The sequence below is a fragment of the Streptomyces sp. NPDC093510 genome, from assembly GCF_040683555.1.
Classification (GTDB): domain Bacteria; phylum Actinomycetota; class Actinomycetes; order Streptomycetales; family Streptomycetaceae; genus Streptomyces.
Map to the genome: position 1 here is coordinate 27811 of NZ_JBFBEE010000023.1, position 16478 is coordinate 44288.

General features: G+C 69.1%; 18 protein-coding genes and 1 pseudogene. 12 read left to right on the plus strand and 7 right to left on the minus strand.

The features are described 5' to 3' along the window. The first annotated feature begins 700 nt into the window (after positions 1 to 700). Both AB0N81_RS31180 and AB0N81_RS31185 read left to right on the plus strand, forming a co-directional pair. Positions 701 to 1579: a GntR family transcriptional regulator gene (locus AB0N81_RS31180; protein ID WP_365364191.1), complete on the plus strand. Its 879-nt coding sequence runs from the start codon at positions 701 to 703 to the stop codon at positions 1577 to 1579. Between the two features lie 164 nt (positions 1580 to 1743). Next, positions 1744 to 3201: an MFS transporter gene (locus AB0N81_RS31185; RefSeq protein WP_365364193.1), complete on the plus strand. Its 1458-nt coding sequence runs from the start codon at positions 1744 to 1746 to the stop codon at positions 3199 to 3201. Between the two features lie 795 nt (positions 3202 to 3996). On the opposite strand, the gene AB0N81_RS31190 is transcribed toward AB0N81_RS31185, so the two are convergent. After that, positions 3997 to 4977, minus strand: a complete 981-nt coding sequence (locus AB0N81_RS31190; protein ID WP_365364195.1) for a pyridoxal-phosphate dependent enzyme — start codon at positions 4975 to 4977, stop codon at positions 3997 to 3999. Between the two features lie 63 nt (positions 4978 to 5040). Here AB0N81_RS31190 and AB0N81_RS31195 point away from each other — a divergent pair, with 63 nt between their 5' ends. Beyond that, positions 5041 to 5187: a hypothetical protein gene (locus AB0N81_RS31195; protein ID WP_365364197.1), complete on the plus strand. Its 147-nt coding sequence runs from the start codon at positions 5041 to 5043 to the stop codon at positions 5185 to 5187. A 143-nt stretch (positions 5188 to 5330) separates the two neighbouring features. Here AB0N81_RS31195 and AB0N81_RS31200 read toward each other — a convergent pair whose 3' ends face one another. Next, positions 5331 to 6068, minus strand: coding sequence for a hypothetical protein (locus AB0N81_RS31200; RefSeq protein ID WP_365364199.1), 738 nt, complete (start codon positions 6066 to 6068; stop codon positions 5331 to 5333). A 76-nt stretch (positions 6069 to 6144) separates the two neighbouring features. Between AB0N81_RS31200 and AB0N81_RS31205 the strand changes: the two genes are divergently transcribed. Continuing rightward, a complete protein-coding gene (locus tag AB0N81_RS31205; RefSeq protein WP_365364201.1) occupies positions 6145 to 6717 on the plus strand; it encodes a helix-turn-helix domain-containing protein in 573 nt (190 codons plus the stop codon). Between the two features lie 99 nt (positions 6718 to 6816). Here AB0N81_RS31205 and AB0N81_RS31210 read toward each other — a convergent pair whose 3' ends face one another. After that, positions 6817 to 7260 (minus strand): hypothetical protein, encoded by a 444-nt coding sequence (locus AB0N81_RS31210; protein ID WP_365364203.1) that lies wholly within the window; start codon positions 7258 to 7260, stop codon positions 6817 to 6819. A gap of 498 nt (positions 7261 to 7758) precedes the next feature. Continuing rightward, complete coding sequence (locus AB0N81_RS31215) at positions 7759 to 8724, minus strand: YafY family protein (protein ID WP_365364205.1); 966 nt, start codon at positions 8722 to 8724, stop codon at positions 7759 to 7761. Positions 8725 to 8819: 95 nt separating this feature from the next. On the opposite strand from AB0N81_RS31215, the gene AB0N81_RS31220 reads away from it, so the two are divergent. Continuing rightward, positions 8820 to 9185 carry a VOC family protein gene (locus AB0N81_RS31220; RefSeq protein ID WP_030981285.1) on the plus strand — a complete coding sequence of 122 codons (366 nt, stop codon included), beginning with the start codon at positions 8820 to 8822 and terminating at the stop codon, positions 9183 to 9185. An 86-nt stretch (positions 9186 to 9271) separates the two neighbouring features. Further along, positions 9272 to 10142: pseudogene (locus tag AB0N81_RS31225) on the plus strand (IS481 family transposase). On the opposite strand, the gene AB0N81_RS31230 reads toward AB0N81_RS31225, so the two are convergent. Beyond that, positions 10139 to 10822, minus strand: a complete 684-nt coding sequence (locus AB0N81_RS31230) for an NAD(P)-binding domain-containing protein (RefSeq protein WP_365364367.1) — start codon at positions 10820 to 10822, stop codon at positions 10139 to 10141. The pseudogene AB0N81_RS31225 and the gene AB0N81_RS31230 sit on opposite strands and share 4 nt — an antisense overlap. 92 nt (positions 10823 to 10914) lie before the next feature. On the opposite strand from AB0N81_RS31230, the gene AB0N81_RS31235 reads away from it, so the two are divergent. Further along, a complete protein-coding gene (locus AB0N81_RS31235) occupies positions 10915 to 11325 on the plus strand; it encodes a helix-turn-helix domain-containing protein (protein WP_365364207.1) in 411 nt (136 codons plus the stop codon). Positions 11326 to 11548: 223 nt separating this feature from the next. Here the strand turns inward: AB0N81_RS31235 and AB0N81_RS31240 are convergent, their stop codons facing one another. Together AB0N81_RS31240 and AB0N81_RS31245 are read right to left on the minus strand one after the other, a co-directional pair. Further along, positions 11549 to 11869, minus strand: a complete 321-nt coding sequence (locus AB0N81_RS31240) for an SDR family oxidoreductase (RefSeq protein ID WP_365364369.1) — start codon at positions 11867 to 11869, stop codon at positions 11549 to 11551. Positions 11870 to 11960: 91 nt separating this feature from the next. Next, on the minus strand, positions 11961 to 12605 hold the full coding sequence (locus AB0N81_RS31245; RefSeq protein ID WP_365364209.1) for a TetR family transcriptional regulator: 645 nt from the start codon (positions 12603 to 12605) through the stop codon (positions 11961 to 11963). A 115-nt stretch (positions 12606 to 12720) separates the two neighbouring features. On the opposite strand from AB0N81_RS31245, the gene AB0N81_RS31250 reads away from it, so the two are divergent. The 5 genes from AB0N81_RS31250 (at position 12721) to AB0N81_RS31270 (ending at position 16476) form a co-directional block, all read left to right on the plus strand. Continuing rightward, a complete protein-coding gene (locus AB0N81_RS31250; protein WP_365364211.1) occupies positions 12721 to 13644 on the plus strand; it encodes a TIGR03620 family F420-dependent LLM class oxidoreductase in 924 nt (307 codons plus the stop codon). Positions 13645 to 13713: 69 nt separating this feature from the next. Then, the gene (locus tag AB0N81_RS31255) at positions 13714 to 14667 is read left to right on the plus strand and encodes a DUF1648 domain-containing protein (protein ID WP_365364213.1); all 954 of its coding nucleotides are present in this window, start codon (positions 13714 to 13716) and stop codon (positions 14665 to 14667) included. Positions 14668 to 14760: 93 nt separating this feature from the next. Then, on the plus strand, positions 14761 to 15705 hold the full coding sequence (locus AB0N81_RS31260; RefSeq protein WP_365364215.1) for a GNAT family N-acetyltransferase: 945 nt from the start codon (positions 14761 to 14763) through the stop codon (positions 15703 to 15705). A gap of 81 nt (positions 15706 to 15786) precedes the next feature. Next, on the plus strand, positions 15787 to 16335 hold the full coding sequence (locus AB0N81_RS31265; protein ID WP_365364217.1) for an EF-hand domain-containing protein: 549 nt from the start codon (positions 15787 to 15789) through the stop codon (positions 16333 to 16335). 9 nt (positions 16336 to 16344) lie between these two features. Further along, on the plus strand, positions 16345 to 16476 hold the full coding sequence (locus AB0N81_RS31270) for a hypothetical protein (protein ID WP_365364219.1): 132 nt from the start codon (positions 16345 to 16347) through the stop codon (positions 16474 to 16476). Positions 16477 to 16478: the final 2 nt, after the last annotated feature.

Genomic DNA, 16478 nt, shown 5'->3' on the forward strand with positions numbered 1-16478 from the left:
CTGGGATCGGTGCGGGGTCTCCTGGGGTCGGCGCGGGGTCAGGCGCCCGGCCCTCCCGTCCGCTGACCTCGTCCGACGACCCGTCATGCCACGCCTGCTGCACCACCGCGCGCTCCTTCGTGTTCACACAGGGAAGGCCCGGCCGCGCACGGGGCGGCCGAGAGCCGCCGACCTTAAGCGAGTCCGAAAGACGGAACAAGAGTTTCGACAAGTGGAAATGGAGGACGGGGTTCGGGAAGGGGCGCCGACCGACTTCATTAATCAGCACTCGCCCGCGCTCGTCGGCCGTGTCGCGCGGCGGCTGGGTGGCACAACGCGTACACGCTCCCCGCCGCATTGCACGTCACCGGCGTCGTCGCAGGTCAGGATAGGTGGCGTAACGTGCCGGAAACCTCGGCGCCCTAGATTTGGCAGACGCCGCAGACGCCGCAGTCGCCGCCGGGCATGACTGTTGGCCCCGCACCCGGGCACGGCCGCCGACTGAATACGGCCGTATCGGCGGGGCTTCTGCATCCCGACCGGACACGGTCAGTCCGGAGACCGTCAGTCCGCACAGCCGGCCGCACGCGTACAGCCGGCCGCGTGCGGACAGCCGGTCGAGTGCGAACAGTCGGCCGCGTCCAGACGCCCTCTGTCCCGCCCAACTGAACACGCTCAGACCCGCCCGCCCCTCCCCCGCCCGACGTGTAACGGAGGTTCCATGAACGCCTCGCCCATCGAGCCCGTCTCCCCGCGCCCCGTCGGGGACTCGGGCAGCACGCCTGCGCACGGCCGGGCACCTGAGAGCCCGCGACGGTCCCGGGCGGACCGGGCCCGGCAGGTCGCCGAAGTGCTGCGCCGTCAGATCGCCTCCGGGGCGTTCGCCTCGGGCGTGCTGCCGGACGAACGGATTCTGATCGCCGACTTCGCCGTGTCGCGGAACACCGTCCGCGAGGCACTGGGCGTGTTGCGCGACGAAGGCGTGGTCGAGCGACGCCAGGGCGTGGGCACGGTGATCGTGCGGCGGCCCTACGAGCACACCTTGGAGCGGCTGACCGGCCTGGCCGAAACGCTGGGCACGCACGGCGAAGTGATCAATCGGGTCCGGGTCGCGGACGTGGTGCGCCCGCCCGGCGAGGTGGCGCGCAAACTGCACGTCCCCGACGGCGGGCAGGTGGTCTACATCGAACGGCTGCGGCTGCTGGACGGTGTACCGCTGTCTCTGGACCTGACCTACCTTGCGGCGGACATCGGAGAGCCGCTGCTCACCGCCGATCTGGCCGGACGGGACCTGTTCGGACTCATCGAGGAGTCCACCGGCGGCCGGCTCGGCTCGGCGAGCGTCACCGTGCACGCGGTGGCCAGTGACCCGCGCACGTGCCAGCTGCTGGACATCCCGGCTGGCTCGGCGCTGTTCACCGTCGAACGGCTGACCAGGATGCCCGACGGACGCCCGGTCGGCCTGGAGTTCCTGCGCATCCGCGGCGACCGCCTGGCGTTCCACGCGGAACTCGTCCGCGCCGCACCGGACCCTCACCCGCACATGGGCCCGGCCCCACAGGAGGACGACGGCCTGCGTCAGGTGGGAGACGAACGGTGAGCCCCGACCCCAAAAGCCTCAACCTCAAGCAAAACCTAAACCACAACCACAATCACAACTCCAAGATCACGGACAGGAAGACCCTCGCCCCCGAAGCCCCCGGCCCTGGCCCTGGCCCTGGCCCTGGCCCTGGCCCTGGCCCTGGCCCGCTGACGGTCGCCGTGATGTGTCTGTGCGTCACCTTGGTGGTGGGCATGGTCTCGGCGGTGAACCTGGCCATCCCCGCGCTGTCGCGCAGCGCGCTGCGTCCGTCGGCCGAGTCGGTGATGTGGGTGGTCGACGGCTACGTGGTGTTCTTCGCCTGCCTGCTCATTCCTGGCGGTGCGCTCGCCGACCGGCTCGGTCGCAAACGGGTGCTGGCCGCGGGCATGGGCCTGTTCACCGCCGGATGCGTGCTGTGCGCCGTGGCGCCGGGCATCGGCGCGGTGATCGCGGGTCGGGTGGTCAGCGGGGTGGGCGCCGCCGCGGTGCTGCCGACGACGCTGGCCCTGATGGTGGGCGGCGCGCCGGAGCACCGTCGGCCGCGGCTGGTGGCGGTGTGGGCGTCGATGACGGGCCTGGCAGCCGTACTGGGCAACGTCGGCGGAGGCGCGGCACTGCAGCTCGGTTCGTGGCGGGCGCTGTTCTGGTGCGTGGTGCCGTTGTCTCTGGCCGCACTTGTCCTGGTGGTGGCGTTCTCCCCGGCGCCGCCCCGGCACGACCGGCCGGTGTCGATGGTGTCAGCGGGCCTCCTGACGGCCGGTTTCCTCGCCCTGCTGTGGGGCATCGTCTCCGGTCCGCAGGCCGGTTGGGGCAGCGCGCGGGTGTTGGGCGGGTTCGGCGTGGCGGTGCTGCTGCTGGCGGCCTGGGTCGGCTGGGAGCTGCGGCGCACACATCCCATGCTGGATCCCCGGCTGTTCACCGTGCCCGTGGTGCGGGCTGGGGCCATCGGCATGGCGTTGGTGTTCGTCGGGATGTTCGGCCTGTTCTACGTCAACGGGCAGTACCTGCAGTACGCCAAGGGCTACTCACCGCTGGGCGCGGGGGTGCGGTTGCTGCCGATGGCGGGCGCGCTGCTGCTCGCGCCCCGCTGCGCGGCGGCGCTGGAGCGGCGCACCGGTCCGCGGGTGACGCTCGGAACAGGACTGGCGGTCCTTGCGGCCGGGCTGGGCACGGTCTCGCTGGTCGGCCCGAGCACCCCGTACTCCTTGTACGCGCTCGGGGCCACGCTCACCGCGGCCGGGTGCGGCCTGGCCACGCCGTTGCTGTCGCACGGCATGATGTCCGCGCTGCCTGCGCACCGGGCCGGGGTGGGCTCGGGGTTGCAGAGCCTGGCACGGGAGTTGGGCAGCGCGCTGGGCGTGGCGGTCAGTGGCAGCGTGGTGGCCGGGGTGTTCACGGCGGGCCTCCCGGCGCAACTCCGCGGGCCCGACGCGCCGACGACCGTTCCCGCCGCCGAACACCGCCTTGCAGCTCAGGGCCTGACCTCGCCCGACCTGCGGCACGCCGTCGTCACAGACTTCACCACCGCCCTCGACACCGCGATGCGGGTGCTGGCCGTACTGGTGGTGGCGGTCGGCGCACTGGTGGTCGCTTGGTACCCGGGCCGCGAGCGTCGCGCGACGGAGGGGCGGGGAGCGTGACGGCCGTGACGGCTGTGACGGGACACGCATTCGTACGGCACCGGTTCACTCACCCCTCCAAACTCACCCCTCCAACACGTCGGCAGCTACAGCCGCCCTCGTCATCAATGACCCGCGTCCGCCGACAGCATCGCCCACTCGGGCACGCCGGTGGTCTACGTCGACAGCTTGCCGTATCTGAGAACCACCGACTCGGAGGTGCCGACCGCACAGGCGGTGTACTGCGCTCAACGCAGCCCCACGGGTGCACTGCCGCCGACCAGCCCTCTGCGCCGGTTGGCCGACGTGCGCTGGGTGGAGCCGATCGTTTCACCGCCCCGGCGCGGACACGGCGGAGCCGGGGCAGTGATCAGCGTCGGCGGGCTGCACAGCCACCTGGTCGGCGGCGCTTCCGACGCCTACCTGCGCACGGTCGTGTTCCCCCTGGCCAATGCGCTCATCAGCGCCGGGCCTCCGATCGCAGCCGCCTGCGGCAACCTGCCGATGTGGACCCGCACCGAACTGGCTGCCACGCTGCCCGGGCCCGCTCGCATCGGGCCATGCTCCGCGTACGACTTCGAGGCGGCCCTGCTGAGGGCGGACACCCTGATCACCTCGCCCGGCAGCACGGCGATCCTTCAGGAAGGAGCGGTTCCGCACCCTCGCGGCGTGCACCACCGCGAAGGAGCGATTCCGCGCCCTCGCGGCGTGCACCACCGCGCCGGACGGTCTCTCGCCCCGCCTGCGCGAACTCGGCCACGGAGGTGCGCGGCAGGTCGCCCGCATCGTCCGGCAGACGATCCTCGCGAATAATGGTCAAGACCTGTGGACGGGAGCCGCGCCGACCCATTGGTGGTAGGTGTCTACGTCGACGTTGCTGCCGCACACGATGGTGACGACGTGTTTGCCGGCGAAGCGGTCACGGTCTTCGAGGATCGCCGCGATGCCGAGCGCGGCCGACGGTTCGACGACGAGGCCGGCGTGGTCGAGGAGCATCCTCATACCGGCGGTGATCGACGCCTCCTGGACCAGGACGGCGTCGTCAGCGACCAGGAGGAGGTCGTCCAGGACGGCCGGGATGGGACGTCGGCCGGCGACGCCGTCAGCGATCGTGTCGGTCGAGTCGGTGGTGACGACACGCCGCTGGCGCCACGAGTGTGTCATCGCCGGTGCGCCCAGCGGCTGGACGCAGATCACCTCGACTTCGGGTGCCAATGCCTTCACCACATGACCCACGCCGGTGGCCAGCGCCCCTCCGCCGAGAGCGATCAGGACGGCGTCGAACGCCGGCACCGTGTCCACCAGTTCCAGGCCGATGGTCGCCGCGCCCTCGCAGGTCTCGATGTCCAGGCTGTCCTCGGCCAGCCGGATGCCGTCGCACCGCGCTATGGCCGCCGCCCGCTCGCGAGCCACCTCGTGGTCACCGTCCACCAGCTCCAACCCGGCGTCCAGTGCGCGGATCCGATCAAGCTTGGCCCGAGTCGCGAAGCGGGATGCCACGACTGTGACGTCGAGCCCCCGGCCACGACCGGACCACGCGAGAGCTTGGCCAAGGTTGCCCGCGCTCGCGCACACCACGGCTCGCGAGCCGTTCTCGGCCAGCAGGCTCGCGACGACCTCGGTGCCGCGGGCCTTGAAGCTGCGGACCGGGTTCGCCGTTTCGAGCTTGATGCTCACCGTGCACCCAAGGTCGGGCTCCAGCGCCTCGCAGCGGTACAGCGGAGTGTCGAGAAAGACCGGGTCGATTATCCGGCGGGCCGCCCGGATCCGAGCAGTGTCGAGGCGTGTCTCCTGCACGACACAGCAGCGTAGCGCCACCGACGCTGGTTCTGAGCAACTGCCAGGATTTGCAGTGCGGTTGTGGTGTCACGCCGCGGCGAGTTCCTCGGGGCATTCGACGAGGTGACCGTTCTCGAAGCGAGCACCGGCCCGGCGGCCGTGGTCAACCGCGTGCTCTCGGTGGTAGCCGTTGCGGACAGCCGGCCGCCGACCCGCCTGGCGGCCTGATCACGTCCAGGAAACCACCGCCTACGGCTGTTTCTCCCCCTCCGGCGCAAGGAGGCCGACGATACTTTCGGCGCCGTGCGAGGAGGACCGGCCCTACCGGCCCTACGGAGCGCCGCTCGCCACGCGAGCACTCAACCGAACGCCTACGCGTAGGGCCGGATGCCCACCGTGACATCCATGTCGAAGGTGTTCGCCCCGGCTGTGGACGGCAGGCCCAGGGTCCGGTCGAGCACGCGGCCCAGCCGACCGCAGCCGCTGGTCTTCGGGGCGGTGAACTCCGCGTCCTGGGCACCGAAGGCGACCACCAGGGGATCCTTGGATATCACCCGGGTGGGAACGGTGTCTTTGAGCACCAGGTGGACCGCGTCCTCATCGGTGCCCACCGAGCAGTCCGACGACGGCAACGCCGGCAGCCTGTACGCCGAGCCCAGGGCGAACTTGATGTCGAACTCGCCGCGTCGGGTGTCGTCGGAGAGGAAGTCCGAATAGCCGCCGTACTGCGGAGTCAGGGTCAACGGGGTGCCGGCCACTCGAATGGGCGCGGCGGTTATCTCTCCGAAGACCTGACGGAATTCACCGTCCACGCGGCCCTCCGCAAAGGTGATCTTCAAGGGTTCGGTGAGCGGCTCGTCGACAGTGCCCATGCGCAGATGTCCCGTGGCGTGCATGACCTCGCAGCGCCAGGCCCCGGGGTCCGCACCAGCGGGCAGCTCGTCGACGGTCGGGCAGGCGGAGAAGTCGAACTCGGGCAGATCCGACGCCCGTTCAGCTCCATGCGCGGGCCCGGCACCCAGCGCGAGGCCGACAAGCAGCGCCCCGGCGGCGGCGCTTGCGAAGCGGCGGTGGAATGCGCGGTTCGAGGTCTCTCGGGTCGTCGTCATACACACATCATTGCAGAGAATCCTCTGCAGAGGAAGGTCTGCAGAGGATTCGCTGTTATCTGGTTAGACTGCCGCCATGACCAAAGAGCGGAGAGCAGAAGCCACAGCACGGCGCACGGTCGACAGCCCTGAGGTGCTCAAGGCCCTCGCACACCCCCTGCGCCTGCGCATCCTGCGTCACCTCGGCGCAGTGGGCCCGGCCACCTCGACCACTCTGGCGGCCGCCCTCGGCGAGAACACCGGAACGCTCAGCTACCACCTGCGCATGCTGGAGCGCAGTGGGCTCATCGAGGACATCCCCGAGCGCTCCACCGGACGCGAACGCTGGTGGCGCGGAGTGCGCGGCCTCGACATCCGCAGGCCGCCGCAGGGTGAGATGACGGAGGCCGAGCGCGCCATCTCGGCCGAGCTGGACCGGATGAGGATGGAGGAGGACGTCGACCTCGTCCGCCGGTTCACCGCCGGGCAGGCGGAAGCCGAAGGCTGGATGCGGGGTTCACGCAGCCTCATCCACCTCACGCAGGGTGAGCTGGACGCGTTCCACGACGAGTACCTGGCTCTGCTCGCGCGCTACGCCCGGGGCCCCGAGGACGCCCCCGACGACGCGCGACCCGTACTCCTCCGCTGGTTCGGTCTGCCCGCCGACTGAGCAGCGGCCGTCCGGCGGGCCACATGGCCAACCGGCCGATCACGCGCACGTTGGGGAACGGGGCGGATCGCCTCGGCATCCTGCTCTACGAAGAGACCGTCACACCGGCCAGAACTGCAGCAGGAAGCGCTCCACCCCGTCGGGCACACCTTGCCGAGCGAGCTCGGCGACCTCTCGCCGCCCCACTACATGCGCGCGCAAGCGCCATCGCCGGCCTGCGACGCCCAGGTCGATCACGTTCTCGTCCGGCCCGCCTGCGGTGTGGAGCTGGAGGCTGCCACTGGGCGACTCCAACTCGGCCTCCCCCACCGCTTCCCAGGCCACCGTGCGATCCGCCTCAGGCGGCCCGTCCCAGACCTCGACTGTGAACGCGGCATGGTGCGTATGGCCACCCGACCTGATGTCCACACGTCCGGGCGCCGCCGAGAGCAACTCCTCGGTGTCTTCGGGCCAGTTGTCGTTCAGGTCCTCGTCGGCGTCCTGCAACCAGAGCAAGAACCTCTCGATCAGAACCGGAAACCGCTCCCGACGCACCAACACCATCCGCCCCCTCCGGCCGCGCCCAACTTGGCGCCCCCGCACTCCCCCGACGACGTTACCCAAACCGAAGTGGGGGCGGGCGCGCGGATCAGCCACAGGGTGGCAGCGAGGCAGAGGGCCGGGGCAAGGCTGGGCAGGAAGGGGACCACTCGGACACCAGACCACCCGCAGGGGCTGCCCGCAGGGGCTGGGCGAGGAAGACCTCCGCGAAGTGCTCACCCAGTGACGTCACGCGGTACCCGCCGCATCCGCACCACGCGGTCCAGTGGACGCATCGCTCGCACACTCACGCGGAGTGGGATTGAGCCGACACGGCGAAGTGCTACGTCGGAAGCGCAACGTCAAGGGTTGGGCAACGCTCGGCCCGCGCACCCGGGGCCACAGCGCCGTGGCCCCGGGTGGGTCAGCGTCGTCGACGCCTAGATTGGTGGTGGTCGGCTGGGTGCCTCTAGCTGTACTGACCGGAGACGTTGATGGAGGGCAGGACGTTCCAATCGGCAATCATGAGGCTGGGGTTGAGTGCCTTTCAGCCAGGTCTCTGGCGAGCTGACTGATGCGTTCGCGGGCTGTCTGTGGGGTGAGTATCTCGATGTGGTCGCCGAACTGGAGGAGCTGACGCACTGACTCGATGTCGGGGTAGCGGACGACGACAGTGCACCAGCCGTTCTCCGCGTCGGAGATATCGTGGATGCGGTTGCCGAGGATGCGCCATGCCAGGTCGAGGCCATTTTCTGGCAGACGGACGGTCACACTCACGCGACCTTGCCCCTCAGTGCGTTCCTTCAATGCGGTCCATCTGGTGCGGAGGGTTTCGCCTGGTCGGAGAGCAGCGGGCGCGTCGAGTTGCTCGTAGGACGAGAGTCGTTCCAGAGCGAACAGTCGACTGTCCCCCTGGTCATCGGCGATGAGATACCAGCGGCCTGATTTCGCCACGATCCCGTACGGGTCGACCACCCGCGTTGAGGCCTGATTCTCGGCGCTGCGCCGGTACTGGATTCGCAGCCGTCGTCGGCCTCGCAGGGCCGAGGCCAGATCCGATACGTCGACCGCTGCCTCTGAGCCAGCAAACCACGCGGTGCTGTCCACCAGCACCAGGTCCGCCAGTTGCGGCAGGCTCGGCGACCCAGGCGCTACAGCCTGCCGGGCGGCTATCTTGCGCGCGGCCGACTCCCACACCGCAGACAGGCCCATACGCTCAAGTTGCGCGCTGTCCAAACCGGCTACGGAGAGGGCCTCCAGCTCTGGCGGTTCCAGATGGGATGCGTTGAGTCGTGCACTGGGGAGCAAGACGATCCCGCCGTTCCGCCCGCGTTCGGCATAGACAGGCACACCTGCTGTCGAGAGCGCCTCGACATCCCGCAGCACGGTCCGCCGAGACACTTCCAGACGCTCGGCGAGCTCGGTGGTGGTGATGCGCTGACGGGTCTGCAGGAGCAGCAAGAGGTGCAACAGCCTCGAAGCCTTCATGCTGACTAATGTTCGCAGAAAAGGTGACAGGTTCTGTCGTGATGAGGCGATCAACTGGAGCGGTACCGAGACTTCAACGATCTGAGGAGCGCTCTATGCCCGCACCCAACCTGTTCCTGATCGGCGTCCGCGACGCCGAGGCCGCTACCGCCTTCTACAGCGACCTGTTCGAGATCGAACCGACCTTCATCAGTCCCCACTACGTAGCTTTCGAGGTTGCCCCCGGTGTCCTGTTCGCGCTGTGGACGGGCTACAGCGAGCAAGCGGTCCCGAGCACCCCTCGCACAAGCGAAGTCGGGCTGATGGTCTCCGGAGCAGCGACTGCGATTGACGAGATCTTCACGAGTTGGGTCTCGAAGGGAGTCCATGTCGTGGAGGAGCCGCACGACGCTGTCTTCGGCCGCACGTTTGTGATCACCGACCCCGACGGCAACCTCATCCGAGTCTCCCCGGTGGACTGATCTGCACGCCCCTACCCACACGTCTAGTTGTCGAAGGGCCGGCCACACACGATGGTCGGCCCTTCAGTCTGTCCAGGAGCTCAGAAATGTCACATCCGAACGCTGCCCTCACCCCGCGCCACCGTCTGAAAGTCGCGCGACTCGTCGTTGACGACGGCTGGCCGATCAGCGAAGTCACGGCCCGATTCCAGGGTGCGTCAACCTGCGACTGCGACTGCGAGAAGGGCCGGTCCAGCTCGCCGCGAGACTCGACATCGCCCCGTCGACAGTGCACCGAATCCTGCGATCAGCCCGACTGAACCGACTTGCCTACGTCGATCGCGCGACTGGTGAACCCGTCCGGCGGTATGAGCACGACCACCCGGGATCGCTGATGCACGTGGACGTGAAGAAGCTCGGGAACATTCCCGATGGCGGCGGCTGGCGCTACGTCGGCCGCCGCCAAGGCGAGAAGCACCGCGTCGCGAGACTCCGTGCAAGTCACGCAACGCCTACGGCGGCCCGAAGCTCGGATACGCGTTTGTGCACACCGTCATCGACGACCACTCTCGCGTCGCCTACACCGAGGTCCACAATGACGAGACGGCCATGACCGCAGTCAGCGTGCTGCATCGCGCGGTGGAGTGGTTCGCCGAGCGCGGCGTCACCATCGAGAGGGTGCTCTCGGACAACGGAGGCGCCTACCGGTCCTACTTGTGGCGCGACACGTGCGACGCCCTCTCGATCACGCCGAAGTTCACGCGCCCTTACCGTCCGCAGACCAACGGCGAGGTCGAGCGCTTCCACCGCACCATGGCCGACGGCTGGGCCTACGCCCGCTGCTACACCAGCGAGCAACAACGCCGAGACGCTCTGCCACCGTGGCTGCACCAGTACAACCAGCATCGTCCGCACACCGCTTGCGGCAACCAGCCCCCGTTCTCACGATTGATCAACGTCCCCGACCAGTACATCTAGCGGGCGGCCCCCGCGACCTCTGCCGTTGCGTGGTGGCTCGGTCCGGTCGCATAAGCGAGCGGAGGTGCGATGGCCTGGGCGTCCGCTCCCTCGCCGACCCACAGCGCGATGAACAGCGCCGCGGTCGCTTCCAGGAGGCCCGCTTGGCCGAGTCCGCCGCCGGTCACCGGTTCACAGCCCACGTCCTGCACCAATTCGCGTACGCGTGCGAGGGCCTGCTCGTCGTCCCCGCAGACCGGCACAGCCAGCGGCCTCCCGTCGAAGGCGGGCGGCCGCATGCGCCACACATCCTTGTGGCAGAGGTTGAACGCCTTCACCACATGGGCTTCCGGTGCCGCCGCGGCCAGTCGCTGCGCGGCCGAGGGACCCCCTTCCGTCAGCAGTCGAAACCCCGGCCCGACCGGGTTCGAACAGTCGATCAGCGCCTTGCCCTTCAGGGCCGCGCGCAGTTCCCTCACCACGTCGGCTCCCGCCCCGAAGGGCAGCGCGGCCAATACCACCTGGCCGAAATCGGCCGCCTCAAGCAGACCGGCAGACTTCGCGCTCCCCCCGATACGCGACGCGAGCAGCTCCGCCTTGTGTGCATCACGTCCCCCGACGGTCACCTCGTGTCCAGCCCGCACCCAATGCGTGGCCAGCGCCTCGGCCATGCCGCCCGTTCCCAGTACGCCGATTCTCATCGCACGATCCCTTCTCCGTACCTGCAACAACAACGGCGTCTGCTTCACCGTTCGAACCGACGCTAGAGCGCCTGTCAGGCACCATTTGGTACGTGACAACCGACAACTTCCTCGCCGACTGCCGCGCCCGCCTCGCCTTCGACCTGCTCTCCAACACCTGGAACGCCGTGGTGCTCTGGGCGCTGCGGGACGGCCCCATGCGCCCGGTCGAACTACGGGAGCGGATCGGAGGCATCAGCTCCAAAGTCCTCACCGAGACCTTGCGGCGGCTGCAGTTCAACGGCCTGGTCGACCGGCACGCGCCTACCGACGCGTCACGGGTCGAGTACCGACTCACCGAGCTGGGCCAGACCCTGTTGGCACCCATTGACGCCTTCGGCGCATGGGCCTTCGAGTACGGCGACGAAGTGATGGCGGCCCAGGAAGCGGCGTGCACTCCTGCCTCGCAGCCCTCTGCTGCCCCTCCCCAGACCGGTCAACTGTGTGAGGGCGGAGGCCGCTGAGAGTCAGGGTGTGTTGAGGCGCGCCCAGCAGATGAGGTCGCAAGACACCGAGACCCAGGCCAACGGGACGCAGGTGCCGGGGAGTTCGATACGTCGTTCCCAGCAGACCGCGAGGCGTTCGTTCGGCCTGGTGGGGCTGGGGCAGGGCGCAGGTCTGCGGTCGTCGGCGGTGCGCACCCCGAGGACGCGATGCCCTCCGGGGCGCGCGGCAGAGCTTTCCGGTTCAGGCGTTGTAGCCACCGTGGGCGTCCAGCACCGCGCCCGTGACGTACGACGCGGCGGGGCTCGCCAGAAAGGCGATCGCCGCGGCGATTCTTCGGGGCGACCCATGCGCTGCAAGGACAGCGAGCCGACCAGGGCCTTGAGGGTCTCGGGGCCTGGCCCTTCCACGCCTCCCTCCATCAGTCCGGCCTCCCCAACATTGGCCGTGATGTTCCGGGGCCGCCCGAGGTCCCGTGCGACCCCCATGGTGTACCTCTCGACCCCTGACTTGGTCGCCGAGTAGTCGGCAAGGCCCGGGGCGCCGCCCCGTGCCCGCGCGCAGTACTCGGGAGGCTAGCTTCCCCGTTACGCCCTGGCGTCTCCGCTACGCCCCGGCACCAACAAGACCCGCCATGGTCCGGCGTGACAGCCGTTCAGCGCGGCGCCGCGTGCACGGCGTCGAGCATGAGAGCCAGCAACCGCCTGGCCGATCCGGCGTCTTCGTCGCGGGCCGTGGACAGGGCAATGCCCGTGATGAGTTGGGTCAGGTCGTCGGCGGTCACGTCGGCGCGAGCGGTTCCCTGATACTGCGCCCGGGTGAGCAGACCGGCTGCCGCGTCCAGGATCAGCCGATGACAGTCCAGGTCCGGCGTGCCGGGCTCGTTGATCATCAGCGCGCTGCCCATGCCGTGGTTGGCGCGGGCATGAGCCAGGAACGCATCAAGCCATTCGGCCAGGGCGTCGTCGGCGGAGTCCGAGGTGCGCAGCTCCTCTGCATGCGCGCACAGGGCCTGAATCCGGTCCCTGAGTACGGCGGTCAGCAGGGTCTGGCGGTTCGGGAAGTGCCGGTACAGGGTTCCTGGGCCCACGCCGGCCCGGCGGGCGATCTCGTTGAGGGACGCCGCGGGGCCGGATTCGGTGAACACCTCATACGCGGCGATCAGCAGATGTTCCCGGTTGCGGAGCGCGTCCGTGCGCTCCGCACGCCCCGCACGCCCCGCACGCCCCGTGCGCCCCGTGCGCTCCGTTGGCTTCGTGCGCCTCGGCGTTTGAGCGGCGCCACCGCGTCCGGTTGTCATCCGTCCTGCCCTTCAGGTGCCTTGGGGGGATACCCAAGCGGAGAAGTTCTCCGTATCGTAGCGGACCTCAACCGGAGAACCTCTCCGGAACGTCCCGTCTTACCGAGGAGTACCCATGACGAACGCCCCATCGGCAACGCTCGGCCGAGTCGGAATCTGGACCTTTGCCTATGACCAGCAGCCCGCCGGCCGTGTGCGGGAATCCGCTGCGGAGATCGAGGAGTTGGGCTACGGCGCCCTTTGGTACGGAGAGGGCTTCGGCCGAGACACGGTGGGTCAGGCATGGCTCCTGCTGTCAGCGACCCGTCGTATCGTCGTCGCGTCCGGCATCGCCAACATCGCCTTCCGCGAACCGATTGCCACCGCTGCCGCGACGCGGACGCTGAGTGAGGCCTTCCCCGGGCGCTACGTACTCGGCCTGGGCGGACACCGCGTCGATGACACCGTTCACGAGGTGGACGGCTACCCCGTTCCGACCCGCGGCAGGGCGGTCACCACGATGCGCTCGTACCTGGAAGCCATGGACGCGTCCCCCGCCCACAGCCCGGTACCGGAGCCGGCCCCGCGCCGCCTACTGGCCGCCCTGGGGCCGAAGATGCTGAAGTTGGCCGCCGAACGCACCTGGGGCGCGCACACGTATTTCGTGCCCGTCGAACACACCGTGAAGGCACGACAGATCATGGGTCCGGACGCGTTCCTCGGTGTCGAGCAGGCCGTCGTGCTCGACCATGACCTCGGTCGGGGCCGGGAAGTGGCCACGGCACATGTCGCCGGATATCTCGCAGCAGCGCCGCACCAGGTGGCGAACGTGCGTCGGCTCGGCTTCGGGGACGAGGACATCGTCGGCGGACCGAGCCGCCGGCTGGTGGATGCGATCGTCGCCTATGGAGACACGGAGGCGATCCGTCGACGCGTTCAGCAGCACCTCCAAGCGGGGGCCAGTCACGTGTGCCTGCAAGTACTGACCTCTGCTGCGGCCGAACTGCCGCGACAGGAGTGGCGCGAACTCGCACCCGCTCTGGTCAACAACCCGTGGTGAGTGCCTGCTTCTGATGCCTCTGGGTGTCGAAGGACCTTGAGTAAGGTTGGACGCGAGGAGGGCAGTCGAATGACCGTGATGCGCAGGTGCGTCCTGTCGGCCGTTCCGTTCGGTATCGCTGCCGCCGCCTACGTCGGTGTCTTCCTGGCGCGCTACGACCGGTTGCCGGGGCGGATCGCCACCCACTTCTCCGATGATGGCGGAGCTGACGGCTTCATGGGCCGGACCGCCGCGCTGTGGTTCGGCGGTGGCCTGCTCGTTGCTCTGGGGCTGCTGTTCATGGTGCTGACCCTGGTCTCCAAGGAGAGTCCGGGGGCCAGGCTGACCGCCGCGGTCGGCGCCGGCACAGCGGTCACCATCGGCTACCCCTTGGTCCTCACCGTCCTTGTCAACACGGACGTCCACGACCCGGCCGAAGTACAACTGCCGATGTGGCACATGGCCGTGCTGCTGCTCGCGGGCGGGACCATCGGCACACTGGCCTGGTGGCTGACGGGCGGCGCGCCGCGGCCCGAGCCCGTGCGTCCCTCCCCCGCGCTGCCGCTGGCCGAGGGTGAGGTTGCGGCCTGGAGCCGCACCGTGAGGTCCCGCGCACTGTTGCTCACTGCCGGTGCCGTGACGCTCAGTGGGCTGTTCGCCGTGGTGTTCGGCCCCTGGCAGGCAGGACTGCTGCCGCTCGTCCTCGGCCTGACCTGCGTACCGTTCGCCGGTGTCCGAGTCACCGTCGACCGGCGCGGACTGACCGTATCCTCGACGTTCCTGCCCCGGCCCCGGCTCACGGCCCTGCCACTCCGCAGGATCGTCGGTGCAGCCACCGTCCAGGTCAACGCCATGGGAGACTTTGGCGGCTGGGGCTACCGGATACGTCCGAACCGGCGGGGCGTGGTGCTGCGTTCCGGGGAGGCGCTCTCGGTCCGCACGGTGGGGGGACGCGAATACGTGGTCACCGTCGACGACTCGACGACCGCGGCCACGTTGCTGAACGGCCTGGTGAACCGCCGACGGAACGGCGACTCCCGATGAGTGAGTGAGTGACCGAGTGACCGAGTGACCGAGTGACGGGAACTTGACCGAGCTGCGGCGTGGCCGGAGAACGGCGATGACCGGGATTGAAGGATGAGGAAGAACGCCCTGACCATACGTGCGATCACCGGCCGCGAAGAACTCGACCTCTTCTCCCAACTGCCCTACGTCCTCGACGAGGAGTTGGCGGGCGACCTTGCCGCCGGCCGCCGACGTCCGGAATGGATGTGGGTCGCCCTGCGCGGCGACCGTCTGCTGGCCAGGGCAGCCTGGTGGAGCCGATCCGCCGACGACCCGCCACTCGTCCTGGACATCGTCGACATCGAGGACAGCCCCTCGGGCTCCGATCACGTGGACATCGGAGTGCACCTGCTGCGCACCGCGATGGCGGCCGCCCTTCCGGACGGGGCGCGTCGCCCTGAGTACAGCCGTTTCGTCCCGCCGGACTGGCGTGAGAACGCGGCAGCCGGACAAGCCGTCCGAGACCGCATGACGGTACTGGAGCGGACCGGTGCCCGGCTCTTCGTCGAACGGCTGCGCCTGGAATGGCATCCTCCGAGCCCGGTGCCCGAGCCCAGCAGGCGCCTTGCCTTCCGGCCGGTCCACGACGGCGAGGAACTCGTGGCTCTGATGGCCTCGGTTCTTCAAGGGACGTTGGACGCGCATGGCCGTGCCGAACTGGCCCGGATGTCCGCGCACGAAGCGGCCGTCCGGCACTACGAGGACGAACTGGCCCGTTACGCGAGCCCGCGGGACTGGTGGCGCATCGCAACACTCCCCCATGGAGAGCCAGTGGGGTTCGTCATCCCCGCCCACAACGACTGCAACCCGGTCATCGCCTACGTCGCTGTCCTGCCCTCCCACCGCGGCAACGGCTACATCGACGACATCCTCGCCGAGGGCACCCGAGTCCTCGCCGGACAGCACGTTCCCCGCATCCGTGCGTCCACGGACCTCGGCAACACCCCGATGGCGAACGCCTTTCGACGCGCCGGCTACATCAACTTCGAGCGTGAGATCAACATGACGTGGGGCTGATCGAGCGGCGGCTCCTCCTCGTCACGCCGACGGCCGGGAACAGGCATGGTCGGACCGCTGACGCGGATTTACCGTGCGCCTATGAGTGAGCTGCGCACACGCAAGTACGAGCGGTGGTTCCGCGCCGCGGACGTCGACGGCGACGGCGCGATCACGCGGCAGGACGTCGTCGAGATGAGCGGGCGCTACGTCCAGGCCAGGGGCCTTCTCCCCGACTCCCCGCAGGCACGGCAGATGTACGAGACCATGCACAGCTTCTGGGAGTCCGTGATAGCCCCCGCCGACGCCGACAAGGACGACAGGGTGACCTCGGCGGAGGTCACGCAGGCGTTCGCCGCCACCTTCACCGATCGCACCCACTACCCCGAGGAGCTCGCGCCGGTCGCCGACCGCTTCTTCGACCTGGCCGACAGCGACGGCGACGGTGCGATCAGCCGCACCGAGTTCACCCACATCTTCGGAAGCACGGGACGGGCCGCCGACGACGAGTGCGCCGCGGTGTTCAACGCGCTCGACCTCGACGCCTCCGGCGCCCTGTCGCGAAGCGAGTACCACAAAGCCGTCTCCGAGTTCTTCTACGGCGACGATCTCGACTCACCGGCCAACCACATCTTCGGCCGCCTCGCATAGGAGACCGCCATGGCGCGGAACAGCACTGAGCAGAAGTTCACCTTCCTGTTCACCTGGTTCGACCGCACTGGCGACGGCTACCTCACGCGCGATGACTTCCAGCAGATCGGCGAGGTGTTCGCGGAGGTGTGCGCAGAGTAGGG